This window comes from Saccharothrix coeruleofusca, assembly GCF_017876325.1.
GTDB lineage: Bacteria > Actinomycetota > Actinomycetes > Mycobacteriales > Pseudonocardiaceae > Actinosynnema > Actinosynnema coeruleofuscum.
In genome coordinates this window covers 7,393,639-7,418,555 of sequence record NZ_JAGINV010000001.1, presented here as the reverse complement: position 1 = coordinate 7,418,555, position 24,917 = coordinate 7,393,639, and the positions used below count along the sequence as shown (strand labels likewise).

Sequence of the window (24,917 nt, the reverse complement as noted above, 5' to 3'; positions counted from 1 at the left end):
ACGACTCGCCTGCGTGTGAGCATTCGCGTCCTGGGCACGTGATCCTCCATCGATCCTGGCTGAAGCACCTGCCCCATGGGGGGTGGTTGCTGCGGCGTCGTGGAGCCAGGTCTCTCGGCCGCTCGGGATGGCAGCACGAGTACACCCGACGACCCGAGGTTGACGCAAGCCTGTAAACGGATCGTTCGACAAATCACACAGATGGCCGAAGGATCACCGGCTATCGAGTGGCAGCGGCTTCGGCTATCCGGATGAAGTCGTGAACTCCCAACTGCTCGCCGCGAGCGCCCGGATCGACCCCGGCGGCCAGCAGCAGCCGCTCCGCCTCGGCGGGCGACCCCGCCCAGCCCGCCAGCGCGCCGCGCAGCGTCTTGCGGCGCTGCGCGAAAGCCGCGTCCACCAACGGGAACAGCACGTTCCGGTCCACAGTGGACAGTGGCTCGGGGTGCCGCCGGAAGGCCACCAGCGCGGAGTCCACGTTGGGCACCGGCCAGAACACCGAGCGCGACACCGGCCCGGCCCGGTGCGCGTCGGCGTACCAGGCCAGCTTCACGCTGGGCACCCCGTAGACCTTGCCACCGGGGCCCGCGGCCATCCGGTCGGCCACTTCGGCCTGCACCATCACCAGGCCGGTGCGCAGCGAGGGCAGCTCGGCCAGCAGGTGCAGCACCACGGGCACGGCCACGTTGTAGGGCAGGTTCGCGACCAGGGCGGTCGGCGCGACCGGCAGCTGCCCGGCGGTGACGCGCAGCGCGTCCGCCGGGACCACGGACAGCCGGTCGGCCAGTTCGGGGGCGCGCTCGGCGACGGTGGCGGGCAGGCGGTCGGCGAGCACCGGGTCGATCTCCACCGCGACCAGCGCCCGGCACGAGGGCAGCAGGGCCAGGGTCAGCGAGCCCAGGCCCGGCCCGACCTCCAGCACCACGTCGTCGGCGGTCAGCTCGGCGGAGGCGACGATGCGGCGGACCGTGTTCGGGTCGTGCACGAAGTTCTGCCCCAGCTTCTTGGTGGGGCGGATGTCCAGCTCGGCCGCCAGCCGCCGCACGTCGGCCGGGCCGAGCAGCGCGCTGCCCGCCTGGGGGGTTCCGGTCACCACCGCATTCTCCCCTCCCCTCCCGCGAGCCGAACGCCCCGGCCCCCTCCTACGCCTGCAAGTACTACCCGACCCGCTCCATCGAGCGCATAACTACTACCCGACGACCGACGGTCACGGAGCCGGGTAGTAGTTACCGGCCCACTGCGGGGCGTCGGGTAGTACTTGCAGACGCGGGGAAGGCGACCGCCGCGTCCCGGAGGTGGGACGCGGCGGAGGTGGGACGCGGCGGAGGTGGGACGCGGCGGAGGTGGGACGCGGCGGAGGTGGGACGCGGCGGAGGTGGGACGCGGCGGTGGGGGAAGCCCAGGGGTTACGGCAGGCCGAGCTTGGCGCGGCAGCCGGGCCAAGCCGAGTAGGTGCCGCCGCGGCCGTCGCGGAGCTTGGTCGCGACGGCGATCTGCTGCTCGCGGGTGGCCTGGTGCGGGTACGCGGCGTACTGGCTGCCGCCGTAGGCGTCCCAGGTGCTCTTGTTGAACTGCAGGCCGCCGTAGTAGCCGTTGCCGGTGTTGATGGCCCAGTTGCCGCCCGCCTCGCACTGCGCGAGCCGGTCCCAGACCGCGCCGTCGGGCGGGACCTTGGTGCCGACCTTGACCTTCTTGGCCTTCGGCTCCTTGGTGACCTTGGTGCCCAGCTGCTCGCGGGCGACTTCCTTGCCGTTCTTCATCGTGACGCGGTAAGTGACGATCTTCTCGCCCGCCTCACCCGCCTCGACGACCTGCTTCTCGCCCTTCATCATCGAGGCGTCGGGCACCTCTTCGACGGGCGGGGCGATGGCCTCGGTCGCGTTGACCACCGAGACTCCGGTGCGGCTGATGTGCACCTCGGCGCCGTTGGTGATGCGCAGGTCCAGCGCCGTCTCGACCTTGTCCTCGGCGCCGAGGTTGAGGTTCTCCTTCTCGACCAGCTCGCGGACGTCCAGCGCGGTGGTCCGGATCTGCCGGGGGGCCTGGCCGCCGTCGAAGAGCGTGATCGTCTTGAGGCTCTTGACCTCCAGCGACATGCCTTCGAGCGGGACGTCCTGGCCGCGGTCGACGGAGACCCACGCGCCCTCGTCGTTGACCTGGAGCTGGTCCAGCGCCTCGCCGACGGTGACCGAGCGGACCCAGCCCTCGCGCTGCTCGCCGTCGACGGTCATCTTGACCTGGCGACCGCGGTCGAGGGTGATCTTGCCGCCGTCGCTGACCTTGGCCTGCGGGGAGGGGCTGAGCGCGTCGTGCTCGCCGACGGTGATGCCCTCGTCGGCCAGCACCTCGCCGACGGTGGACTCGTACGTGCGGACCGTCTTGGCCTCGCCGTCGATGTCCACGGTGACCGACTTGTCCATGGCGATGGCGGTGGCGCCGCCGCCGGAGACGGTCACCAGGATGGTCGCCACGGCGGCCTTGAGGAAGCGCCGCTTCCACTTCCCGGCGGCCTCGACCAGCGCGGCGGGCGGGGCGTCGGGCCGCTCGGCGGCGTCCGCGCTCGCGACCCGGTCCTGGGAGACCTCGTCGGGCAGGATGATCGGCGGCAGGAGCGTGGTCTCGGCGTTGATCAGCCGGATCAGCTCGTCGACGTCGAGGTTGGCGTTGGCCAGCAGCTCGTCGGCCTCGGGGCCCAGCACGTCCATCACGTCGTCGGGCGTGATGGCGAACACCGAGGTGTCCCAGTCCTCGACCGGCCGCTCCATGGTGGCGACCGCACCCGGCTGGACCGGGGTAAACCAATCGGTGTCCTCGTTGAACGAGTTCACGGGGTTCCTTACCTCCTGAAGGCGCGAAGCCGCTCGGTCGCGCGCGTCCGGCTGTCGGTGGTCAGCAAGTGATCCCGGCAGCTCCCGCGCGTTCGCTCGACTTCATCGCTTCTGGTGTCCAGTACCCGCCCCGACTGCGGGTGCGCGCCCGCCGTGGACGGGGAGTCGCACTGCGGGGCACGGTCACGGGACCGTAACGGGTGTACGGGGGTTGTGCAAACACCCCTGCTTTTCTTGTGATCCCAGTCACCTCGTTGGCGGAGCAACCGGGTAGACCATTCGTCGTAACGCGGCTACGACCGCGTCGCGTCACCAAGACCGAAGATCCGTTCGGCGTTCCGGGTGACCGCGACCGCGAGATCAGCCACGTCGACCTGACGCAGCGTGGCGATCTCCCGGAGGGTGTAGTTGGCGCAGTAGGGCTCGTTCGGACGCCCCCGAAACGGGTGAGGCGTGAGGAAGGGCGCGTCGGTCTCCACCAGCAGGCGGTCCTCCGGCACCCACGCCACGGCCTCGCGCAGCGCGTGCGCGTTGCGGAACGTGGCCGTGCCCGCGAACGACAGCACGAACCCGCGCTCCACGCACGCGCGCGCGAAGTCGAGGTCGCCGGAGAAGCAGTGGAAGACCACATCGGCAGGCGCGCCCTCGTCGTCGAGCACCTTGAGGATGTCGTCGTGGGCGTCCCGGTCGTGGATCATCAGCGGCTTGCCCACCCGCTTGGCCAGGTCGACGTGCCACCGGAACGCCTCGTGCTGGGCCTGCTTGGGCGCGTAGTCCCAGTAGTAGTCCAGCCCGGTCTCGCCGACGGCCACCACGCGCGGCTGCGCGGCCAGGGCGCTCAGCTCGGCCTTGTCCGCGTCGCTGAAGTCCGACGTGCGGGTGGGGTGCAGGGCGACGGCGGCGAACACCCGCTCGTCCCAGGTGGCCGCCTCGGCGGCCCACCGGGCGGCGGCCATGTCGTCGGCGACGGTGACCACCCGGTCCACGCCCGCCGCGACCGCCCGGTCCAGCACCTCCCGCACGCCCTCCGGGGTCCGCGCGCCGCACGCGTCGAGGTGGGTGTGGGCGTCGACCACCGGCGCCGGAAGGCGCTCCGGCACCGGCGGTCGCTCGCCCCTGCGGGGAGTCACCTGACGATCGGGGCCCACTCCGGGCCGGTCTCGGCCAGCTCCGGGTCGAGCTTGGCGAACAGCGGGGTCGGCTTGTCCAGCGGGCGGCCCACCTCGATCGGCGTGGACGCCCACCTGGCCTGCTCGCCCGCGTAGTCACCGGTCAGCACCGGGTACTCGCGCTCGGGCACGTCCAGGTCGGTCACCTCGGTGATCCGCGGCTGGGCCGACCACACGCCGGTGCCGCCCAGCAGCTCGTGCACCTTCTGCGCCGAGTGCGGTAGGAACGGCGTGAGCAGCGTGTTCGCGTCCTGCACCACCTGCAACGCGGTGTGCAGCACGGTGTCCCGGCGGGCCGGGTCGTCCTTGAGCTTCCACGGCTCCTGGTCCGACAGGTACCGGTTGGCCGCGCTCACCACCCGCATCGCCTCCGAGGAGGCCGCCTTGAACCGCGACCGGCGCAGGTGCCCGCCCACGGTGTCGAACGCCTTGCGGGACAGCTCCAGCAGCTCCTGGTCGGCGGCGGTCGGCGCGGTCGGCGCGGGCACCGCGCCCACGTTCTTGTGCGCCATCGAGATCGACCGGTTGACCAGGTTGCCCCACTCGTTGGCCAGCTCGAAGTTCGTCCGCCGGACGAACTCGTCCCAGGTGAAGTCGGTGTCCTGGTTCTCAGGGCCCGCCACGGAGATGAAGTAGCGCAGCGCGTCCGGCCCGAACTGGCGCAGGAAGTCGGTCACGTAGATGACCGTGCCGCGCGAGGTGGAGAACTTCGACCCGCTCATGGTCAGGAACTCGCTGGAGACCACCTCGGTGGGCAGGTTCAGCGTGCCGAACGAGCCCGCCTGCCCGCCCCGGTCGCCCGCGCCGTTCTGGCCCAGCAGCAGCGACGGCCAGATCAGCGAGTGGAAGACGATGTTGTCCTTGCCCATGAAGTAGTAGCCCTGGGCGTCGCCGGTCCAGAACTCCTTCCAGGCGTCGTCGTCGCCGCTGCGCCGCGCCCACTCCACGCTGGCGCTCAAGTAGCCGATCACCGCGTCGAACCACACGTAGAACCGCTTCATCGGCTGCTCGCGCCAGCCGTCCAGCGGGATCGGCACACCCCAGTCCAGGTCGCGCGTGATCGCGCGCGGACGCAGGTCGTCCAGCAGGTTCTGGCTGAACTTGAGCACGTTGGGCCGCCACTCGGTGCGGGTCTGCAACCAGGAGCCCAGCGACTCGGTGAACCGCGACAGGTCCAGGAACAGGTGCTCGGTCTCGACGAACTTCGGCGTCTCGCCGTTGATCCGCGAACGCGGGTTCTTCAGGTCGATCGGGTCGAGCTGGTTGCCGCAGTTGTCGCACTGGTCGCCGCGCGCGCCGTCGTAGCCGCAGATCGGGCAGGTGCCCTCGATGTAGCGGTCGGGCAGGGTGCGGCCGGTGGACGGGCTGATCGCGCCCATCTCGGTCTTGGGCACGACGTAGCCGTTGCGCCACAGCGACAGGAACAGCTCCTGCACCACCTGGTAGTGGTTGCCGGTGGTGGTGCGGGTGAACAGGTCGTAGGACAGGCCAAGGCCCTGCAGGTCCTCGGCGATGACGCGGTTGTACTTGTCGGCCAGCTCGCGGGTGGACAGACCCTCCTTCTCGGCCTGCACCGAGATCGGGGTGCCGTGCTCGTCGGTGCCGCTGACCATGAGCACCCGGTGGCCCGACATTCGCATGTAGCGGGAGAAGACGTCGGAGGGGACACCGAATCCGGAGACGTGACCGATGTGGCGGGGGCCGTTGGCGTAAGGCCAGGCCACCGCGGTCAACACGGGGGCACTCATGGGGCAAGCCTACGGAGGCCCGCCCACCCCGCGTGTCGAACCCCCAGGTACCGCGAGTCGAACGTCCAGGTACCGCGAGTCGAACGTCCAGGTACCGCGAACTCAGCGCTCAGGTACCTCGAGTTCACCGTTCGCGTCGAGGAACTCCCGCCACGCCACCGAGCTGAACCGAAGCCTCCCCCCTCGGGGCTCTTCGAGTCCCGCGCCATCACTCCACCGGGCACGAACGCCACACTGAGGCGCGCCCGGCGGATTCCCTCGGGATGGACCGGTTCACCTCGGCGTGACCGGCCCCAACTCCACCCACTCGACCGCGTCGGGCAGTTCGGCGCTCTCCAGGAACCGGATGAGCACTTCGGTGAACAGCGGCAACGGCAGCCCGCTGGCAGGCGGGTACTCGTCGTGCGAACCGTGGGTGCCCGGTGAGCGCGGATCGCCCTTCGGGTGTCCGGTGAAGCCGTCCGGGTAGCCGTCGGCGACGCCCGCGTAGACGAGGTAGCCCCACCCGTCGCGGACGGCGAGGTGGAGCACGTGGTCCGGCACGGGCTCGTCGCCGGTCAGCGGCAGGACCACGGTGGGACGCCCCAGGTGCGTGACGTAGGCGTCGTCCGCGTTCGGGTCGGCCAGCGCCCGCACCAAGTCCCGCACGTCCTCCGGGGTGGTCACCTCCGCCTGACCGGCATCGTCGTGACCGGCATCGTCGGGCAGGGCGGGTCCGCGATACACGCGCCAACGGGCTCGCAGGACTGGCGGGGAGGTCATCCGGTCGCTAGCGGGTCGCCAACCGCTCCAGCAGTGCCCGCCACGCGGCCGAGGTGAAGCGCAGCTCCCCGGTCTGCGGGTTCTTCGAATCCCGCGTCATCACTCCACCGGGCACGAACGCCACCTCGACGCACGCCCCGTTGTTGGCGCTGTAGCTGCTCTTGAACCACTGGAGTCCAGACACTGGAGCCTCCCGGCTAACTACCGTCGACCAGAGACCTGATCAACACGAGGGACTGCTGCGGCGACAACGCGACTGAACGCAAGTTATCCACCGCCATCTTATAAGTTCGCACGTCATCTTGGTCCTGCACGTAGACGGCACCGTCGAGCCGTTCTGCGTAAGCCACCGATTGCGCCTGAGCGAAGTCGAGCACGAAGAAACCACCGCTGGTCGCCGCATGGGGGCCATCTTCGGGCCGGAGCACTTGGATGGTGACGTTGCGCCGCTTGCCCAGGTTCACCAGGTGCCGGTACTGCTCCTGCCGGACCTCCGGCGTGCCGACCTCCAGCCTCAGCGCCGCCTCGCCGATCACCGCGCGCAGCTCCAGCGGTTTCGGCTCGGTCAGCCGCTTCGCCCGCGTGACCCGGAAGGACACGAACCGCTCGCTGTGGTCCCGGCGCACGAAGCCCGTCGCATCCGTGATCGCCTGTGCGTACTCCTCGGTCTGGAGCAAACCGGGCAGCACCATCGGCTCGAAGCAGAACTCCGCTTCGGCGAGCCCTTCCAGTCCGACGAAGGTCTTGAACCAGTCCGGCACGAGGTGCGACCACGGCGCCCACCAGCTCCGGCCTTCGGAGCTGCCCGCCAGCGACGCCAACCGATCCACGTCCTTGCGGTCGGCGCCGTAGAAGGTCATCAGCTTCGCCACGTCGTCGGGGAACTGCTGGTAGCGCCCGGTCTCCATGTGCCCGACCTTGGCGCGGGTGATCCCGGTGCCGTCCGCCGCCTTGGCAAGCGTCAGCCCGCTGAGCTTGCGGTAGTGCGCCAGTTCCACGCCGATGAGCCAGCGCAGTGCGGACGGGTCTCGTCGCGTGGTCATGGCGAAGATCCTCGCCCAGCCGCCCGCTTGGGGCAGTCACCTGATCAGGGAATTCCCATCGCTATTTTTCTAGCTTAGTTTCTAGCCATGAACCCCTTGGACCTGTTGGTCAACCCGCCCCGCCTGTTCGCCATCTACGGCACGAGCAAGTTCGATCCGGACGAGCCGTTCGTCGGTTGGGGGCTCGAATTCCCCGACGAGGCCGTGCTGTGGATCAACGGCGCGCACTGGGTCTCCCAGAGCGCGAACTCCCTACTGAGGACCCGGAGCCTCATCGCCGACGCGCACCTGGCCTACCCCTAGGCGGCACGCCTGAGCTGCGCGAACCGCTCCGCACCACCGTTGCGAAAAATTAGTAAACAGCAGCTAACAACTCGCCTGCCTGGGACGACATGCGCGATGCCGAGTACCAGCACCTCTCAGGAGCACGCGTGTCGAGTCCCTACCCCGAGCAGACGCCCCAGGAGCAGACGCCTCATGGCGCCTACCCCACACAGCCGTACCAGGCGCCTGCGCAGTACCCCTCAGGGCAGCAACCGCCCTACCCGCCGCCCTACCCGCCGCAGGGTTACCCGGCCGCGCCTCCGCAGCAGTTCGTGCAGGTCAACGTGAATGGACTGCGGGGACGTATCCAGACCAACCACACGTTCCACCTGATCATGACGCTGGTGACGTGCGGACTCTGGCTGTTCGTCTGGATTCCGATGACGATCATCAACAGCTCACGCAACCACAACCGCGGCCAGGGGTTCTGACCCAGCGGGAGGGGCGCCAACCCCTCCCGCCCACTTCACGAAGCGCTGACGGCCGCGTCGTAGAGGGCCTTCTTGCTCACGCCCGCGGCCTCGGCCACCTCGGCGGCGGCGGACTTGAGCCGCTCGCCGTCGGCCACCCGCTGCTTCACCTCTGCCACCAGCACGTCCATCGACGGGGCGCCGGTGGGCTCGGCCCCGGCCAGCACCACGGTGATCTCGCCCCGCACGCCCTCCTCGGCCCACTGCGCCAGCTCGCCCAGCCCGCCGCGCCGGACCTCCTCGTAGGTCTTGGTCAGCTCCCGGCACACCGCCGCCCGCCGGTCCGGCCCGAGCACCTGCGCCGCGTCCGCCAGCGTGGCCGCCAGCCGGTGCGGCGACTCGAAGAACACGCACGTGCGCGGCTCGGCGCGCAACGCGGCGAACCAGCGCTGCCGCTCGCCCTGCTTGCGCGGCGGGAACCCCTCGAAGCAGAACCGGTCCGACGGCAACCCCGACACGGCCAGCGCGGTGGTCACCGCCGAAGGGCCGGGCAGGCAGGTCACCGGCAGGTCCTCCGCCACGCAGGCGGCGACCAGCCGGTAGCCGGGGTCGGACACGCTGGGCATCCCGGCGTCGGTGACCAGCAGCACCGTCGCGCCGCCGCGCAGCGACTCCAGCAGGCCGGGCAGCCTGGCGGTCTCCACCTGGTCGTAGAAGCTGACCACCCGGCCCGAGGGGGTCACCTCCAGCGCGGCGGCCAGGGAGCGCAGGCGGCGGGTGTCCTCGGCGGCCACCACGTCGGCGGAGGCCAGCGCCTCGGCCAGGCGCGGCGAGGCGTCCCGGACGTCGCCGAGCGGAGTAGCCGCCAGCACCAAACGGCCTGATCCAGATACAAGGCTCACGCCACTCACCCTACGATCGGCCCCGTGAGCCTGATCGCACCGCAGTCCGCAGACGACGTGGCCGACGTCGGCCAGGTGCCGCCGACCACTCCCCCGCCTGCCAACACCGCAGAGGAACGGGCGCGCGTGCTCGACCCCGGTCCGCTGGACAACCGCCTGCGGGGCTGGCTGGTCACGCTCACGATCGCGCTGATCGGCGGGGTGGTGCGGTTCTGGAACCTGGGGTTCCCGACCGACAAGGGCACCCCGATCTTCGACGAGAAGCACTACGTGCCGCAGGCCGCGCAGGTGCTGCGCAACGGCGGCTACGAGGACAACGCGGGCTACGAGCTGGTGGTGCACCCGCCGCTGGCCAAGCAGCTGATCGCGATCGGCGAGTGGCTGTTCGGCTACGACGCGGTGGGCTGGCGGTTCGTCCCGGCGCTGGCGGGCACGCTGACGATCGTGGTGCTGGTGCGGGTGGCGCGCAGGCTGACCCGGTCGGACCTGCTGGGCGCGCTGGCCGGTGTGCTGCTGATCGCCGACGGCCTGAGCCACGTGCAGTCCCGGATGGGGATGCTGGACGTCTTCCTGACCACGTTCGTGGTGGTGGCGTTCGCCTGCGTGGTGGCCGACCGCGACCTGGTGCGGCGCAGGCTGGCCGTGGCGGTGCGCGAGGGCTGGGTGAACAACTCGCCGTACGGGCCGTGGCTGGGTTTCCGCTGGTGGCGCTTTGGCGCGGGGGTCGCGCTGGGGCTGGCGTGCGCGGTCAAGTGGTCGGGCCTGTGGTACATCGCGGCGTTCGGCCTGATGACGGTGGTGTGGAGCGCCACGGCGCGGCGCGCGGCGGGGGTGGAGCACCCGTGGCGGGGCGCGATCGCCAAGGACGTGCTGCCGTCGCTGTTCGCGCTGGTGGCCATCCCGCTGCTGGTCTACCTGGGCACGTGGTGGGCGTGGTTCGCCAGCGAGACCGCGATCGACCGGCACGTGGCGGGGGTGAAGATCCCGGCGGACGGCTGGCTGCCGGACCCGCTGCGGGCGCTGTGGTACTACAGCGGCAACGTGCTGGAGTTCCACACCAACCTGGTCACCTCGGAGACCAACCGGCACCCGTGGGAGTCCAAGCCCTGGACGTGGCCGATGGGCCTGCGGCCGATGCTGTACTACTTCGAGGGCTCGGTGGCCGGGTGCGGCGCGGCCACCTGCGTGGGCGCGATCATGCTGATCGGCACGCCCGCGATGTGGTGGCTGGCGTTCCCGGTGCTGGCGTGGGCGCTGTGGAAGGCGATCGGGAAGCTGGACTGGCGCTACGCGGCCGTGCTGGTCGGCTACGCCGCGGGCTACCTGCCGTGGTTCACCAACCTGGACCGGCAGATGTACTACTTCTACGCGATGCCGATGGCCCCGTTCCTGGTGCTGGGGCTGACGCTGGCCATGGGCGAGGTCCTCGGCCGGGCCGGGGCCGGTCAGGAGCGGCGCGGCACGGGGCTGCTGGTGGTGTCGCTGTACGTGGGTCTGGTGGTGGCCAACTTCATCTGGCTGTGGCCCATCCTCAACGGCAACCCGATCACCCAGGAGATGTGGGACGCGCAGCGCTGGCTGCCGTCCTGGCGGTGAGCGGCACGCCGGTCCACGGCCGCAGGTCGCGCACCACGTCGCGGTAGAAGGCCGTCACGGCGGCCAGCACGGAACCGGCGAACGCGTCGCGCCCGGCCTCCAGCGGGGTGGACCGGGCGACGCGGAACCCGCGGACCTCCCGCATCGGGTCGGCCACCAGCAGCGCCGGGTCGCGCCGGACCGCGCCCAGGGATTCGGCCGCGCCACGCCCCCGGCGGGTGAAGGTCTCCAGCAGCACGGTGTCCGGCGCACCGGAGAGCTGCCGCACCAGCCTGCCCACCTTGGTCGACGACCGGCCTTCGGCGGGCCCGTCGAAGTCGACGTGGCAGGTCACCAGGTCGGCGCGCAGGTCGGCGGTGACCCGCAGCGCCCCGACCGCGCCCGCGATGCGCAGCCCGCCCGCCAGCAGCCCCTCGGCGGCCAGCCGGGCGACCTGCGCGGCCACCCGCGACGTCGGGTCGGCCAGTTCCCGGCGGGTCAGCGCCGGGGTGACCCCCACGCCCGCCTCGCGGCCCAGTTCCAGGGCGGATAACCGGAGCAGGGCCTCGAAGCGCAGCACCGCGTCCGAGGCGGCGGGGGTCGGGGGCGGCGTGCCCGCCCGCACGGCCTCGCGCAGCGGCGCCCAGTCCGGCCCCATGTCGTCGAACCGCAGCGTCCCCGAGTCGGGGTGCACGAGGTAGCGGATCAGCTCGCCGAGCACCCACGCCTGGGCCGCCTCGGCGTGCTCGCGCCTGCGCACGGCCTCGCACAGGACCTCGCTCCAGGACCAGTGCTGCCGCAGGACCTCCCCCGGTTCGGGCGCGGGCAGCGGGGGCACCTGGTTGGACAGGGTGATCACCGCGTCGAAGCCCTGCTCGCGCGCCACCCGCAGGCAGTCCGCCAGCCGCTGGGCGGGGGTCTCGTCGGCGCCGGTCCGCACGTCGACCAGCGCCGTCCAGCTCCGCCTGCCGCGCACCACCCGCAGGACGCCGTCGACCACGCCGCCGTTGTCGAAGGGCACTTCGGTGTAGGCGCGCACCGGGGCGTCCGGCGCGCCCAGCGGCCGGAGCAGCGCGCGGCCGAAGCCGTCGGCCGCGGACATGACCGCGAGCAGGGCGGAGGCCGCCCGGCGGCGCTGCTCCCCGGCGCGGTCACCGCCCGAGGTGGGGATCAGCCGCGCCGCGTGCCAGTGCTGCTCCGACGACATCGCCACCTCGCTGCACACGTCGGGCCGGGGTCATCGCCTTTGGTCGGAATGGGCGACACCACCGTTACCGGACTTGTCCGGTTTCACCCGATCGCATGAAGCCGATTGCTCCGGCCCACCGGCCGGGAGCGACGTCGCCGCTCAGCGCGCGGGACGGGTGGGCGGCTCCGGCCTGCCGATCAGCTGCGTGACCGGCCCCTCCTTGCTCACCCCGGCCTGCATCAGCCAGCCGCTCAGCTCCGCGCGGATGGCGGTCAGGCTGGGCCTGCGCGCCGGGTCCTGGTCCAGCGCGGAGGTCAGCAGCCGGTGGTGGGCGCTGTGCTGGGGCAGCTTCACGCACGGCTCGCCCTGCGCCGCGGCCATCAGCGAGGAGATCGGGTTCTCCCGCTCGCCGCGCGGCGGGTGGCCGGTCAGGGCGTAGCTGACCGTCGCCGCGAGCTGCCAGGCGTCCGAGGCCGGGCTGGCCGCCTCGCCGCGCGCGGTCTCCGGGGCCAGGAAGTCGGGGGTGCCGACCATCATGCCGGTGGCGGTGAGCGTGGAGTCGCCCTTGGCGCGGGCGATGCCGAAGTCGATCAGGTGCGCGGTGCCCTCGCCGTCGACGATCACGTTGGAGGGCTTCACGTCGCGGTGCAGCACGCCCCGGTCGTGCGCGGCGGCCAGCGCGTCGGCCATGTTGACCCACAGCCGGGCGGCCAGGGTGTCGGCCAGCAGGCCGTTCTTGAGCACCACCTCGGACAGCGACTGGCCGTCGATGTACTCCATGACGATGGCCAGGCCGTCCGGGTCCTGCACGATGTCGAACACGCGCACGCAGTTCGGGTGGCGCACGGCGGCCAGCGCCCGCGCCTCGCGCAGCATCCGCTGCTCGGTGTCGTTGTCCGGGGCGTGCGCCAGCTTCACCGCGACCGTGCGGTCGAGCTGGGTGTCCACGGCCAGCCACACCGTGCCGAACCCGCCCCGGCCCAGCTGCCGGACGCGCCGGAACCGCCCGCCCGCCGGGTTCCACACCTTGCCCGGCTCGGGCGCGGTCGGCACCGGGGCGGAGCCGGAGGCCGCCCCGCCCAGGCCGAACGGCAGGGGGCCGGGCGTGTCGGCCAGCTTGGCGGGCGGCGACGTCGGCTCCACGCGCATCGGCTTCGGCTCGACCGGGCGAGGCTCCACCGGGCGCGAGTCGGCGACTCGCGTCGGCGGGTACTGGTGCGGCGGCTGGTAGGGCGGCACCGGCCGGTACGGCGGGCTCTGCGCGGGCTGGTAGGGCGGCGGCTTCTGCGTGCTGTGCGGCGCGCTGTGGCCCGCGCTCAGGGCTGGGTTCGGGGTTGCGCTGTGGGATGTGCTGTGGGGTGTGCTGGGGGGCGCGCTGTGGGGCGCGCTGTGGGGCGCCGAGTGATGCGTCGCGGCGGCGGGAGGCGGCACCTGCTTGGGCTCCGACTTGGGCGCGGGCCCCTGGGACGGCTGGAGCGGCGCGCGGGACGCCGCCGGTTGGGCGGCGGGGGTGCCGCGGTCGCGGCCGGGGCGGTTCAGCATGGCCGTAGTCAACCCGAAAACCCGCACCACCAGGGAGCCCACCAGCGCGACCGGGAAGAACCCGAGCAGCAGGTGGCCCAGCAGCGTCACGGGCAGCAGCGAGGTCGCCGCGAGCAGCACCAGGAACGGCGGCCAGAACACCCGGCGCGGCCAGTTCGGGCCCAGCCGGAACGCCGAGCCCGCCTGCATCATGACGAAGACCAGGCACAGCAGCGCCAGCCCGGCCGTGCCGCACGCGGCGATCAGGAACAGCACTCTGCCGCCGGTGAAGGCGTCCAGCGCCGAGGGGGCCTCGACCAGGTACTCGGCTTGCGTGATGGGGCCGCACGGACTGCTGTCCAGCGACCTCATCTCCCACAGCGAGCGCCGCGACAACAGCTTGTAGGTGTTGGTGAACAGCAGCCAGGGCAGCACGAGCGTGCTGCTCACCCCGAGCACCGCGAAGATCGCGCCGGTGACCGGCCCGTAGGAGTTGCCGACGACGCGCCGCACGGTGATGGCCAGCAGCGCCGCCAGTGTCGGCAGGGTGCCGATCAGGGCGCCGAGCGCGGTGCTGGTCCAAGCCCAGTCACCGGGGCAGAGGGAGATCCCGGACCAGCCGTGCAGCCACTCCAGCAACGACCCGGCCAGCTCCACGAAACTCCACCACCCCTTCTGATCGCCTCTCAGGGTACGGGTGCGGGCCACGCGGACAGGGCCGCCTCGGCGACGTCGGCGAGTTCCGCCTCGGTCGCCCCGTCGCGGGCCAGGTCGGACATGCCGCGCATGACCGCGGAGACCAGCAGCGCCAGCGCGTGCGGGTCGGCGGTGCCGGGCAGCGCGCCGCCGCGCACGTCGTGGCGGATCTTCTCCTCCACCATCGCGGCCGTCGCGCGGCGCTGCTCGGCCAGTTCGGGCGCGTGCAGGACCAGGCAGCCCGGCGGCCTGCCCGGCCGGGTGTACTCGGCGGCGGCCTCGCGCAGCAGCCTGCGGATCGCGAGGCGGGAGGTCGGTTCCTCGCGCAGCGCGGCGACGATGAACCCGCCGTAGGCCGCGGTGTAGTGCCGGACGGCCTCGTCGAACAGCGCGCGCTTGTCGCCGAACGCGGCGTAGAGGCTGGGCGGGTTGACGCCGGTGAGCGCGGTCAGGTCGGCCACCGAGGTCGCGGCGAACCCGTCGCGCCAGAAGGCCATGGTGATCCGGTCGAGCACTTCGTCCCGGTCGAACGCCCTCTTGCGACCAGCCATGGCGCGATTTTATAACGACCGCTACAGTGCCAATTTGTAGCGACCACTACAGATTGGGGGCTTCCATGCTCACCGGCAGGACAGCACTGGTCACAGGCGCGAGCAGAGGCATCGGCCGGGCCATCGCGCGGCGCCTGGCCCGCGACGGCGCGACCGTCGTGGTGCACTACGCGCGCGACGACGCGGCGGCGAAGGAAGTCGTCGAGTCGATCCGGGCCGACGGCGGCGCGGCCGGCGCGGTGCGCGCCGAGTTGCCCGACGAGCTGGACGACCTGGTGCGGGCGCTGCCCGACGAGCTGGACATCGTGGTCAACAACGCGGGCGTCGTCGCGCGCGGAACGATCGAGCAGATTCACCCGGACGAGTTCGACCGGGTGTTCACCACCAACGTCCGCGCCCCGTTCCTCCTGGTCCAACGCCTGCTGCCCCGGCTGCGCGACGGCGGCCGGATCATCAACATCTCCTCCGGGGTGACGCGGGCCGTCAACCCCGAGCTCATCGCCTACGCCATGACCAAGGGCGCGCTGGACACGTTCAGCAAGACCCTGGCCCAGCACCTCGGCCCGCGCGGCATCACGGTGAACACCGTCGCGCCGGGAGCGGTGGACACCGACATGAACGCGGACTGGCTGCGCGACAACCCCGACAGCCAGGCCGCCGTGTCCGCGCAGAACGCCCTCGGCCGCGTCGGCACGCCGACCGACGTCGCCGGCGTGGTGGCGTTCCTGGCGTCGGAGGACTCCCGCTGGATCACCGCCAACTGGCTGGACGCCACCGGCGGCGGCAGGCTGTGACGGCCTCGCGGGAGGGCGGACGCCCTCCCGCGCCTAGATCAGGCTCAGCTGCGTGCCCCGCTTCCTCCGCTTCGGCGGCACCTCGCCCACCCGCTCGAACCCCGACTTCAGGTCATCGAGGAACGGCGACCGGGGCCGCCCGGACGAGTGACTGAGGAACAGGTGCCGCTGCGCCCTGGTCATCCCGACGAACAGCAGGCGGCGCTCCTCGTCCACCTCGTCGCCGGAGTCCGACGCACCGGGCCAGCGCAGCGGCAGCAGCCCGTCCTCGCAGCCGACGATGAACACCACGGGGAACTCCAGCCCCTTGGCGGCGTGCAGGGTCAGCAGCGAGATCCGGTCCGCGCGGGGGTCCCAGGTGTCCACCTCCACCCCCAGCGCCAGCTCGGTCAGGAACCGCTCCAGGTCCTCGCCGCAGTCCCGCGCCAGCGGCTTGAGCAGCTCGTACGCGGTGTGGTCGGCCCCCGCCGCGCGCCGCACCCGCTCCAGCACCGTGGTCCCGGCGACGAACGGCAGCTCCCGCGCGATCCGCTCCACGCCCGGCCGGTCGGCCAGCCGGTCGTGCGAGCGCTTCTGGAACGGCATCCCCGACTGGGTCAGCACGTCCACCAGCACCCGCGACTGCCGGTCGGTCCGGTAGAGCACGGCGAAGTCGGAGAACCCGAGGTCGTGGTGCGCACCGCCGGAGTCCACCCGACCGCTGTCCAGCGCGTGGAACGACGCGCCGCCCAGCACCCGTTCGATGGTGCGGGCCACGAACACGGCCTCGGCCTGCTCGCTGGCCGCCTGGTGCACGCCCACCGGCGCGTCGCCGTGCTCGCCCACCGGCCGCAGCTCCCGGCCGGGCACCAGGGTGGTCGGCGAGATGACCTGCAGCGCGCCCGAGACCACCGGGGCGCTGGAGCGGTAGTTGCGGGTCAGGTGCACCACGCGGGCGGTCGGGAAGTCCTGCCGGAAGCGCAGGAAGAACCCGACGTCCGCGCCGCGGAACCGGTAGATCGCCTGGTCCGGGTCGCCGATCGCGGTGAGGTTGCCCTCCGGCGGGGCCAGCAGCCGCAGCAGCCGGTACTGCCGCTCGTCGACGTCCTGGTACTCGTCGACGCAGATCCACCGGTAGCGGTCGCGGTAGGCGGCGGCCAGCTCCGGGTCGGCCTCCAGCAGCGCCAGCGGCAGCGCGACCAGGTCGTCGAAGTCGACCAGGTCCTGTCGCCGCAGCGCCTCCTTGTACCGGGGGTCGCCCTCGGCCAGCAGCCGCCGCGCCTGCTTCTCCTCCCCCGCGACCTCCAGGGCGACGGCGAGCGCGCGGTCCGGGTCGGCGACGCCGAAGTCGCGGCCCAGCCCGGCGCGCTCGTGCTGCTCGCGCAGGACGCGCACGCCCAGGGAGTGGAACGTGGCGACGGTCAGCGCCCCGGCGTGCTCGGGAACCAGCGCGGCCAGCCGCTCGGCCATCTCCCCGGCGGCGCGGCGGGTGAAGGTGATCGCCAGGCAGTGCTCGGGCGCGACGCCGCACTCGGTGACCAGGTGCGCGATGCGGTGGGTCAGCGTGCGCGTCTTGCCGGTGCCCGGACCGGCGATGATCAGCAGCGGTCCCCCGGTGGTCGAGGCCGCCGCGCGCTGGTCCGGGTCCAGCCCGTCGAGCAGGCCGGAGCCCTCGGGCCGCGCGGGCTCGGCGACGGCGACCGGTTCCGGTTCCGCTTCCGGTCGAGGCGCGGGTTCGCGCTTGGGCTTCGCCGCGGCGGACGCGGTGAACAGCCCGTCGTCGAACAACGACAGGGAGGCGTTGCGCCGCGCCACTTCGCCGGGCTCGAACAGCCTGATCACGCCGTACTCGCCGTCGTAGCCCGCGTCGCGGATGACCTGCCCGCGCCGCAGCCGGGTCAGCGCCTCGGCCAGCAGCGGCGAGTGCGCCTCGACCTCGTCCACCGGGACGTCCTGGAGGATGCCCAGCTCCGGTCCGAGCGCGGCGGTGAGCCGGTCGATCTCGCCGAGCACCTTCTTGCTCTTCGGCCCGGTGCCCAGGATCTCGCTCATGATCTCCGGCAGCGGCACCAGGCTGCGGAACCCCGGCACGCCGTCGGGCACGGTCCCCTCGGGCCGGTCGGCCAGCTCCTCCACGCGGCTGAGCACGCCGACGGTGAGCGGCTTGCCGCACTCCGGGCAGACACCGCCGTGCGCGCGGGTCTCGGCGGGCTCCATCCGCACACCGCACTTGCGGTGCCCGTCGACGTGGTACTTGCCCTCCTCGGGGAAGAACTCGATGGACCCCGCGTGCCCGACGCCGGTCTCCAGCGCCGCGCGCACCGCGTAGTAGTCCACCTCGGTGTCGAACACCGTGGCCTCCCGGCCCAGCATCGGCGGCGAGTGCGCGTCGGAGTTGCTGACCAGGCGGTACTTGTCCAGCCCGGAGATCCGCCAGTTCATCTCCGGGTCGCTGGACAGGCCGGTCTCCACGGCGAAGACGTGCTCGGCCAGGTCGGCGTAGCAGTCCTCGACGGCGTCGAACCCGGACTTGGAGCCCAGCACCGCGAACCACGGCGTCCAGATGTGCGCGGGCACCAGGTAGCCGCCGCACTCCAGGGTGATCTCCAGCAGGTCCCGCGAGTCCAGCCCGAGGATCGGCCGCCCGTCGGAGCCCAGGTTGCCGATCCTGCCCAGCTTCCGGTTGAACTCGGCGGCGGCGTCCAGGTCCGGCAGGTAGATCAGGTGGTGCACCTTGCGCGTGCGGTCGTCGCGCTTGTAGATCGTGGAGATCTCCACCGACAGCATGAACCGCACCGGCGCGGCGGCCAAGCGCGGCGGCAGCCGGCGGTCGATGTCGCGGTCGAGGTCCTCGCGCAGCCGGAACAGGCCCGGCTCGGCGGGCACCAGGTTCTCGCGCAGGTGGTCGTACCAGGCGGGGTGGGTGAAGTCGCCGGTGCCGACCAGGGTGATCCCCTTGCGCCGCGCCCACCAGGTCAGGTGCTCCAGGTCGCAGTCGCGGCTGCACGCCCGCGAGTACTTGGAGTGGATGTGCAGATCGGCCACAAAGCGCACCGCGCGGATGCTACTGGCCGGGCCACCAGGAGGACCGCGCGGCCTGACGCCCCCCGCACCAGGCCGCGCGATCCCCACCCCCCGACGGAGCACCACCTTGGCCCGACCGGCCCACCACCCGCGACGCCCTTGCACCCGAGTGGAAACGCGCAGGCAGCGTGCGTCCATAATCGGTAAGGGGACGTTCCGGGGGGAGTCGCCGTGCTGCGCATCCACTTCACCGCCGCCGACCTGGCCCGCACCACCCTGGCCGCCGAGACCCACCCGCTGTGGGAGGTGGTGCTCAGCAGCTTCCGCCTGCGCGACCGGGACCGCCCGCGCGCGTTCCGGCAGTGGGCGCGGACGCTGCGCCCGGAAGTCCGCTCGGCGGCGCGGCTGCTGGAGGCGCTGACCCCGGCGGGCCCGTACTTCCCGGACTTCCTCACCCCCGCCGAGGGCGCGCGGGGCCTGGAAGCGGGCCTGGACGCCATCCTGCGCACCCCGAAGCCGCGACTGACCGAGGAACTGCGCCTGCTGCACGCCCTGTCGCCGCTGCCGGACCGGCTGGCCCCGCTGACCCGCGGCGACACCGGGGCGCTGGCCGAACTGGTGCGCACGCTGCGCGCCTACCACGCGGCGGCCATCGCACCCCACGAGGACGTGATCCGCGCCAGCGTCAACGCCGACCGGGTGCGCCGCGCCCACGACCTGCTCGACGGCGGGGTGGACGGCCTGCTCGACGGCCTGCGCCCGCTCGCGCGGTGGCACCCGCCGCTGCTGGAGGTCGACTACGCGGTGGACCGCGACCTGCGCCTGGACGGCAGGGGCCTGGTCCTCGTCCCCTCCTACTTCTGCCGGGGCCGACCGGTCGCGCCCGCCGACCCGACGCTCGCGCCGGTCCTGGTCTACCCGATCGACCCGACCCACCGCTGGTCCACCGCGCCCCGCCCGGACGCCCTCGCCGCGCTGCTCGGCCCGACCCGCGCCGCGACCCTCCAGGCGATCGGCGGCGGGGCCAACACCACCGAGCTGGCCCAGCGCGTCGGCACCTCGCCCGCGTCCACCAGCAGGCACACCCAGGTGCTGCGGGAGGCGGGGCTGATCAGCAGCACCCGGCACGGCGGCGCGGTGCTGCACGCGCTCACCCCGCTGGGCGCGGCCCTGCTCCGTCAGCGGGCGACCCGGTAGGGCCGCTCCGTCTCCTCCAAATGAGACATATATCACGTACATGGTAGAGGCGTCGCGATCGATGACGCGACATCAGTTCCAGCACACGCAGCGCGATCCGGCACGTGCCCGAGGGCACATGAAGTCGGCGACTACATCTCATGGCGAGCCAGCGCGAGATTCGCTCCGCCGTGCGATCCCAGTTCCGATAAATTCCGGGTGGTCTAGAAATTTCACAATAGAGGCGCACCGCAGCCCAACATCTGTGAACGCCTCCGATTCAGTCACCGCGACCAGCGGCAGCACCATGTCCACCACAGTCCAATGGATTGGACCACTTTCGACTGTCACCCCGGAGTGGACACTCGGTCCTCCATTCCGGTTTCCGCTCACCAGGCCGTGGATCATCCAGTGCTCAGCAAGCGGTAGTCGGAACTCACCGAAGAACGCGATCAATACCGGCGGCCCACCGCTCGCAGTGGCCGCGCAACTCCTGATCCGATCGCGGTGGGTGGTACGCACACCACCCACCGCCTCACATCCCGTGGTCGCTCCGCTCGCGCTTGGGCACGTAGACCCAGGCGGTCTGCTGGAAGCCCTTGACGTCCACCTCGACCGGGCGGAATGCGATCCGGTCCAAGCCGCGCTCCCCGCCGAGGACCACCTCGGCGTGGAAGCGGTCGGACACGATCAACCCGAAGTCCTCCTCGGGAGCGTCCAGGACGGCTCTGCGGAAGGGCTCGGCGTCGATGAGCCTCGCCGTCGTGGTCACCGGGCTGCCGCTGATGTGCGGCGGGTCGATCACCGTCGCCCCGTCGTCCACGGCGATCCGCACCCTCAACCGGTGGGCGTCGTTGTAAGGCTTGTTGACCTCGGAGAGCGCCAGGTCCAGCTCGCGCAGCACGATGTCCGCCGTCACCCACGCTTTGGGGATGTTCGCGCCGAAGACCAGGGTCACGCTGTCGCCGTCGTCACGCCGGAAGGTCGGCTCGGAGGCGTAGCGCGAGTGGTGGCTCAGGCTGTCGAGGGTAAGGTCGAGCGCCGCGCTCAGCGCCTGGTCGAGGTGGGCCTGCCTGCGCCGACCACCTGAACTGGAGTCCACCACGTCCAAGCGCACGACGGTGCACTCGGTGGCAAGGGGAACACTCACGATTCCTCGCTGGATGGGTCATGATCCGGCAACGTCGCCGTTCACCTTCTAGGGCAAGATCGGACCCCACCACATCCGCTGATGTCTTGTCCGTACATTTGCGGCGACAGCGCTGCTGCGCGGAGGCATCCCAAGCACGGGACCAGCACCTTCCCCCTCTCCGGCCACGAACCGAGCAGTTTGCGCTCGCGCAGCACCTTCACCGCCCGGTGCGCCGACAGGACGGACATCTCGGCCATCTGCCCCAGCTCGTTCTGGGTGAACGGCACCAGAACAGCGCCGTCCTTCAGCAGGTCGCCGCATGCCTCAGCCGCCTCCACCAGCGCGCGCAAGAGGCGCGGCACCGCCGTTCCCGGCCCGTTCTCGACGCGCTTGCCCTCCAACGCGCGCAGCTTGGCGATCACGAGCCGCAGGATGTCGCCTTGGATGGACGGGTACTTGTCCAAGAAGCCTCGAAAGCGCACCTCGGCGATCTTGACGACGGTCACCGCGTCGTGCGCCACCACTGAAGCGGTCCGCGTCCCGGTGCTGAAGAGGGCCATCTCGCCCAGCAACTCACCCCTCCCACGGACGGCGAGCAGCCGCTCGCGGCCCGCCGCGTCACCGCTCAGAATCTTGACGTGGCCGTGGCGGAGCACCATCACGCAGTCCCCCACGGCACCCGCAGACATGAGGCAGTCACCTGGTTCGTACTGGACAGTGTGCCCTCGACCGATGAGGTCGTTGAACACTGGGGGAGGCACTCGCGACTCGAAAGTGTTCATGCCTCAAATAGCTCCACAGTCGAACGACCCGCCGAATGATTCCACTCGACATCGACACGAGAGGTGATCGCGCGCCCCTCCCGGACGACGCCTCGCAATAGTGGCTTCACGGCAAGATCAAATTTGGCGGCGGCACCCATGCACAACCCTCGCGAAGACTCCGAGCATTCAGTGTTCGGAGGACAGAATGCCCTGTGCGCGGCATGGGTTCCAGTCAGCGCACCCAAAAACGTGCACCACATCAGGAAAAAGATCTTCCCGAAGTCCACTCGCGACCCGATCCACCATGGACAGCAACCATGTGACGTACGCCGCACCGCTGCCGGACCAACCGGAGGTCTGGGGCAGCGCCCCAGGATGGGATGTGGGGGCTCCACCCCACAGAACACAACGAGGCGAGGTGGTCGACGCTTTCTGTCGACCACCTCGCCTCGAGGCGAGGTGGAGCTGAGGGGAATCGAACCCCTGACCTACTCGATGCGAACGAGTCGCGCTACCAACTGCGCTACAGCCCCGTGTTCTGTTGTCGTGCGGGGAAAGCATAGCAGTAGCCGGAGGGTGCTTTCGCCACCCCCCTCACTCGCCCACCGCGCGCCGGTAGGGCAGCGCCTCCGGGCCGTCGAGCTCGACGAACACCGGGTCCTCGTCGTCGAGGTCGACCACGACCGTGCCGGGGCGCACGTGGTGCTCGAAGCGGGGCTGCGGGTCGAGGCCGTACTCGGCGGCCTCCTCCTCCTCGAACTCGGGCCGCGCGACCGGCGGGCGCGGCTCGGCGCGGCGGGCGTGGCGGCGGCGCTGGGCGAGCCGGGCCTGGCGGCGGGCGCGGATCTCCTCCTCGATGCGCACCTGGCGGCGCAGGTAGGACAGGTAGCCGACGAGGGCGAGGTCGACCGCGCCGTGCGCCCACCACACCAGGGGGTGCACGAAGCCCGCCACGACGCCCGTGACCAGCGCGGTGAGCAGCAGCGTGCCGACCACGCGACGCCGGAAGGCGTACTTGGCCTGCGCGACGATGGCCGCGGTCTCCGGGTCGTAGCCGCCCCGGCCGGGGCGGAACGGGCGGTACTCGGCCTCGTACTCCTCGAAGTCGTCGTAGTCGTCGAACTCCAGCTCGGACTCGGGCACGGTGTCGTACTCCTCTTCCACGCTGCTCCGCGCGTCGGCCCGCTTGCGGACCACCATGGGCACGAGGACGACCAGCCAGGCCACGACCAGTCCGACCACGATCAGCGAGCTCGGCATCCCCGTCACCTCCCCCTGCCGACGCGTAGTGCACGCGCCACGCTAGTCACAACAGTCACACCCGTGTCGGAGCCACGCCGACCGGAGCACGTACCAAAGTGTGGTGTATCACCCACTTTCGGGTGAGCGAAGTTGAGCCGTTCGGCCTGCTTATCAGGCTGTTCGGGCGCGTCCCTGGGCGACCAGGCGGCGCACCAGGCCCTCCGGGGAGGTCTCCTCGGCGGTGATCGCGAAGCACAGGTGGTCGCGCCAGTCGCCCGCCACGTCCAGGTAGCGCAGGAACAGCCCCTCCTCGCGGAACCCGGCCTTGCCGAGCACGCGCAGGCTCGCCGCGTTCTCCGGCCGCACGGTGGCCTCCAGCCGGTGCAGCCCGGCTTCGCCGAAGCAGTGGTCGACCACCAGCGCCAGCGCCGCCGTGGCCACGCCGCCGCGCGCGCGGTCGGCGGCCACCCAGTAGCCGACCCACGCCGAGCGCAGCGCCCCGCGCACCACGTTGCCCACGGTGATCTGCCCCGCCAGCTCGCCGTCCACGGTGATCACGAACGGCAGCGCCTGGCCGCGCCGGGCCGACGCGCGCAGCGAGGACCACTGGGCGGGCCAGGACATCGCGGAGTTGCGGTCGTACCAGCCGCCGACCGCGGTCGGCTCCCAGTCTTCCAGGTGGGCCTGGTCCCGCAGCCGCAGGCGGGACCACGTCGAGGCGTCGAACAGCCGTGGCGGGCGCAGGGCGACCAGCCCCGCGTCCACCCGCAGCGGTCCCAGCCGCGCGGGCCAGCCGGGGTGCCTGCCCCCGCCCTCCCAGGTCGGACCCGCGCTCATCTACCCCCTCTGAGCCAGGAAGCTGACCATGACCTCTTCGCCCACCGCGATCTCGGTCACGTCCTCGTCCACCATGACCAGGCAGTTCGCCTCCGACAGCGAGGCCAGCAGGTGCGAGCCGGCGGTGCCCAGCGGCTGCACCAGGTACTCGCCGGTGTCGGCGTCGCGCAGCAGCTGACCGCGCAGGAAGCCGCGCCGCCCCTTGGTGGAGGTCAGCGGCGAGAGCAGCCGGGCGGCCACCGCCCGGCGGTACGGGTTGCGCTTGCCCAGCGCGGCCTTGATCAGCGGCCGGACCAGCACCTCGAACACCACCAGGGCGCTCATCGGGTTGGCGGGCAGCAGGAAGGTGGGCACCGCGTCCGGGCCGAGCCTGCCGAAGCCCTGCACGGAGCCGGGGTGCATGGCCACCCGCGTGGTGTCCAGCTCGCCCAGGTCGGCCAGCGCCGCGCGCACCTCGTCGCCGATGGCGCCCCCGACGCCACCCGCGACGACCACGATCTCGGACAGCAGCAGCCTGCCCTCGACCACCTCGCGCAGCCTGCGCGGGTCGGCGGTCTGGATGCCGACCCGGCTCACCTCGGCCCCGGCGTCGCGGGCGGCGGCGGCCAGCGCGTAGGAGTTGACGTCGTAGACCTGGCCCTGGCCGGGCGTGCGGTCCACGTCGACCAGCTCCTCGCCGATGGAGATCACCGACACCCTGGGCCTCGGGTGCACCAGCACCTTGTTGCGGCCCACCGCGGCCAGCAGGCCGACCTGGGCGGCGCCGATGGCCGCGCCTCGGCGCACCGCCACGTCACCGGCTTGCACGTCCTCGCCGGTGCGCCGGACGAACGCCCCCGACGGCACCGGGCGCTGCACGGTCACCTTCGCGGGGTTGCCGTCGGTGAAGCCGAGCGGGACCACGGCGTCGGCCAGGGTCGGCAGCGGCGCGCCGGTCGCGATGCGGACCGCCTGGCCGGGCTGCAGCCGCCGGGGCTGGCGCGAGCCCGCCGGGATCTCGCCGACCACCGGCAGCGGCACCGGTCGCTCGGCGGCGCCCTGCACGTCCACGCTGCGCACCGCGTAGCCGTCCACCGCCGCCTGGTCGAAACCGGGCAGCGGGCGCTCGGCCACGACCTCCTCGGCGCAGAGCAGGCCCTGCGCCTCGGGGATCGCCACCCGGACCGGCGCGGGGCGCACGGCGGCGGCGATCACCCTGGCGAGCTGCTCCTCCACTGACCTCATGTGCCGATCCTCATGCACCGATCCTCG

At 71.9% G+C, this 24,917-nt stretch carries 22 protein-coding genes, 1 tRNA gene and 1 riboswitch; of the genes, 5 read left to right on the top strand and 18 right to left on the bottom strand.

The genetic code is table 11. The features are described 5' to 3' along the window. Positions 1-43: 43 nt before the first annotated feature. Positions 44-134: riboswitch (SAM riboswitch) on the bottom strand. 86 nt (positions 135-220) lie between these two features. The 7 genes from rsmA to JOF41_RS34520 form a co-directional block, all read right to left on the bottom strand. Continuing rightward, positions 221-1,093: a 16S rRNA (adenine(1518)-N(6)/adenine(1519)-N(6))-dimethyltransferase RsmA gene (rsmA, locus tag JOF41_RS34550; RefSeq protein WP_307867654.1), complete on the bottom strand. Its 873-nt coding sequence runs from the start codon at positions 1,091-1,093 to the stop codon at positions 221-223. Positions 1,094-1,406: 313 nt separating this feature from the next. Continuing rightward, positions 1,407-2,828, bottom strand: a complete 1,422-nt coding sequence (locus tag JOF41_RS34545) for a resuscitation-promoting factor (RefSeq protein WP_189224333.1) — start codon at positions 2,826-2,828, stop codon at positions 1,407-1,409. Positions 2,829-3,121: 293 nt separating this feature from the next. Next, positions 3,122-3,958, bottom strand: coding sequence for a TatD family hydrolase (locus JOF41_RS34540; protein ID WP_209623841.1), 837 nt, complete (start codon positions 3,956-3,958; stop codon positions 3,122-3,124). Beyond that, on the bottom strand, positions 3,955-5,745 hold the full coding sequence (metG, locus tag JOF41_RS34535) for a methionine--tRNA ligase (RefSeq protein ID WP_189224331.1): 1,791 nt from the start codon (positions 5,743-5,745) through the stop codon (positions 3,955-3,957). The genes JOF41_RS34540 and metG overlap by 4 nt, the downstream gene beginning before the upstream one ends. Positions 5,746-6,018: 273 nt before the next feature. After that, the gene (locus JOF41_RS34530) at positions 6,019-6,471 is read right to left on the bottom strand and encodes an Imm1 family immunity protein (RefSeq protein WP_209623840.1); all 453 of its coding nucleotides are present in this window, start codon (positions 6,469-6,471) and stop codon (positions 6,019-6,021) included. Positions 6,472-6,514: 43 nt separating this feature from the next. Beyond that, entirely contained in the window at positions 6,515-6,691 is a 177-nt protein-coding gene (locus JOF41_RS34525; RefSeq protein ID WP_209623839.1) for a DUF397 domain-containing protein, read from the bottom strand. A 13-nt stretch (positions 6,692-6,704) separates the two neighbouring features. Continuing rightward, a complete protein-coding gene (locus JOF41_RS34520) occupies positions 6,705-7,505 on the bottom strand; it encodes a helix-turn-helix domain-containing protein (protein WP_307867653.1) in 801 nt (266 codons plus the stop codon). Between the two features lie 132 nt (positions 7,506-7,637). Here JOF41_RS34520 and JOF41_RS34515 point away from each other — a divergent pair, with 132 nt between their 5' ends. Continuing rightward, a complete protein-coding gene (locus JOF41_RS34515) occupies positions 7,638-7,853 on the top strand; it encodes a hypothetical protein (RefSeq protein ID WP_209623837.1) in 216 nt (71 codons plus the stop codon). Positions 7,854-7,981: 128 nt separating this feature from the next. Next, entirely contained in the window at positions 7,982-8,305 is a 324-nt protein-coding gene (locus JOF41_RS34510; RefSeq protein ID WP_209623836.1) for a hypothetical protein, read from the top strand. 35 nt (positions 8,306-8,340) lie between these two features. Here JOF41_RS34510 and rsmI read toward each other — a convergent pair whose 3' ends face one another. Continuing rightward, the gene (gene rsmI, locus JOF41_RS34505) at positions 8,341-9,186 is read right to left on the bottom strand and encodes a 16S rRNA (cytidine(1402)-2'-O)-methyltransferase (protein ID WP_209623835.1); all 846 of its coding nucleotides are present in this window, start codon (positions 9,184-9,186) and stop codon (positions 8,341-8,343) included. 24 nt (positions 9,187-9,210) lie between these two features. Here rsmI and JOF41_RS34500 point away from each other — a divergent pair, with 24 nt between their 5' ends. Next, positions 9,211-10,782, top strand: coding sequence for a dolichyl-phosphate-mannose--protein mannosyltransferase (locus JOF41_RS34500; RefSeq protein ID WP_189224324.1), 1,572 nt, complete (start codon positions 9,211-9,213; stop codon positions 10,780-10,782). Here JOF41_RS34500 and JOF41_RS34495 read toward each other — a convergent pair. From JOF41_RS34495 to JOF41_RS34485, 3 genes are all read right to left on the bottom strand, one after another. Then, entirely contained in the window at positions 10,733-11,968 is a 1,236-nt protein-coding gene (locus JOF41_RS34495; protein WP_209623834.1) for a hypothetical protein, read from the bottom strand. The two genes, JOF41_RS34500 and JOF41_RS34495, sit on opposite strands and share 50 nt — an antisense overlap. A gap of 141 nt (positions 11,969-12,109) precedes the next feature. Continuing rightward, on the bottom strand, positions 12,110-14,128 hold the full coding sequence (locus JOF41_RS34490; RefSeq protein ID WP_209623833.1) for a serine/threonine-protein kinase: 2,019 nt from the start codon (positions 14,126-14,128) through the stop codon (positions 12,110-12,112). Between the two features lie 29 nt (positions 14,129-14,157). Then, positions 14,158-14,718 (bottom strand): TetR/AcrR family transcriptional regulator, encoded by a 561-nt coding sequence (locus tag JOF41_RS34485; RefSeq protein WP_209623832.1) that lies wholly within the window; start codon positions 14,716-14,718, stop codon positions 14,158-14,160. Between the two features lie 65 nt (positions 14,719-14,783). Here JOF41_RS34485 and JOF41_RS34480 point away from each other — a divergent pair, with 65 nt between their 5' ends. Continuing rightward, positions 14,784-15,512 (top strand): SDR family oxidoreductase, encoded by a 729-nt coding sequence (locus JOF41_RS34480; RefSeq protein WP_209623831.1) that lies wholly within the window; start codon positions 14,784-14,786, stop codon positions 15,510-15,512. 33 nt (positions 15,513-15,545) lie between these two features. On the opposite strand, the gene JOF41_RS38030 is transcribed toward JOF41_RS34480, so the two are convergent. Then, positions 15,546-18,545 (bottom strand): UvrD-helicase domain-containing protein, encoded by a 3,000-nt coding sequence (locus JOF41_RS38030; RefSeq protein ID WP_209623830.1) that lies wholly within the window; start codon positions 18,543-18,545, stop codon positions 15,546-15,548. Positions 18,546-18,746: 201 nt separating this feature from the next. Between JOF41_RS38030 and JOF41_RS34470 the strand changes: the two genes are divergently transcribed. Continuing rightward, on the top strand, positions 18,747-19,712 hold the full coding sequence (locus JOF41_RS34470; RefSeq protein WP_209623829.1) for an ArsR/SmtB family transcription factor: 966 nt from the start codon (positions 18,747-18,749) through the stop codon (positions 19,710-19,712). A 514-nt stretch (positions 19,713-20,226) separates the two neighbouring features. Here JOF41_RS34470 and JOF41_RS34465 read toward each other — a convergent pair. The 6 genes from JOF41_RS34465 to glp all read right to left on the bottom strand — a co-directional run bounded on the left by JOF41_RS34465 (position 20,227) and on the right by glp (position 24,890). Further along, positions 20,227-20,841 carry a hypothetical protein gene (locus JOF41_RS34465; RefSeq protein WP_189227809.1) on the bottom strand — a complete coding sequence of 205 codons (615 nt, stop codon included), beginning with the start codon at positions 20,839-20,841 and terminating at the stop codon, positions 20,227-20,229. A gap of 41 nt (positions 20,842-20,882) precedes the next feature. Next, positions 20,883-21,605, bottom strand: coding sequence for a Crp/Fnr family transcriptional regulator (locus JOF41_RS34460; RefSeq protein WP_268248888.1), 723 nt, complete (start codon positions 21,603-21,605; stop codon positions 20,883-20,885). A 442-nt stretch (positions 21,606-22,047) separates the two neighbouring features. Next, a tRNA-Ala gene (locus JOF41_RS34455) sits at positions 22,048-22,120 on the bottom strand. Between the two features lie 61 nt (positions 22,121-22,181). Then, a complete protein-coding gene (sepX, locus tag JOF41_RS34450) occupies positions 22,182-22,847 on the bottom strand; it encodes a divisome protein SepX/GlpR (protein WP_209623828.1) in 666 nt (221 codons plus the stop codon). Between the two features lie 153 nt (positions 22,848-23,000). Beyond that, entirely contained in the window at positions 23,001-23,666 is a 666-nt protein-coding gene (locus JOF41_RS34445; protein ID WP_209623827.1) for a GNAT family N-acetyltransferase, read from the bottom strand. Further along, positions 23,667-24,890 carry a molybdotransferase-like divisome protein Glp gene (glp, locus tag JOF41_RS34440; protein ID WP_209623826.1) on the bottom strand — a complete coding sequence of 408 codons (1,224 nt, stop codon included), beginning with the start codon at positions 24,888-24,890 and terminating at the stop codon, positions 23,667-23,669. It abuts the gene before it with no gap. Positions 24,891-24,917 lie beyond the last annotated feature (27 nt).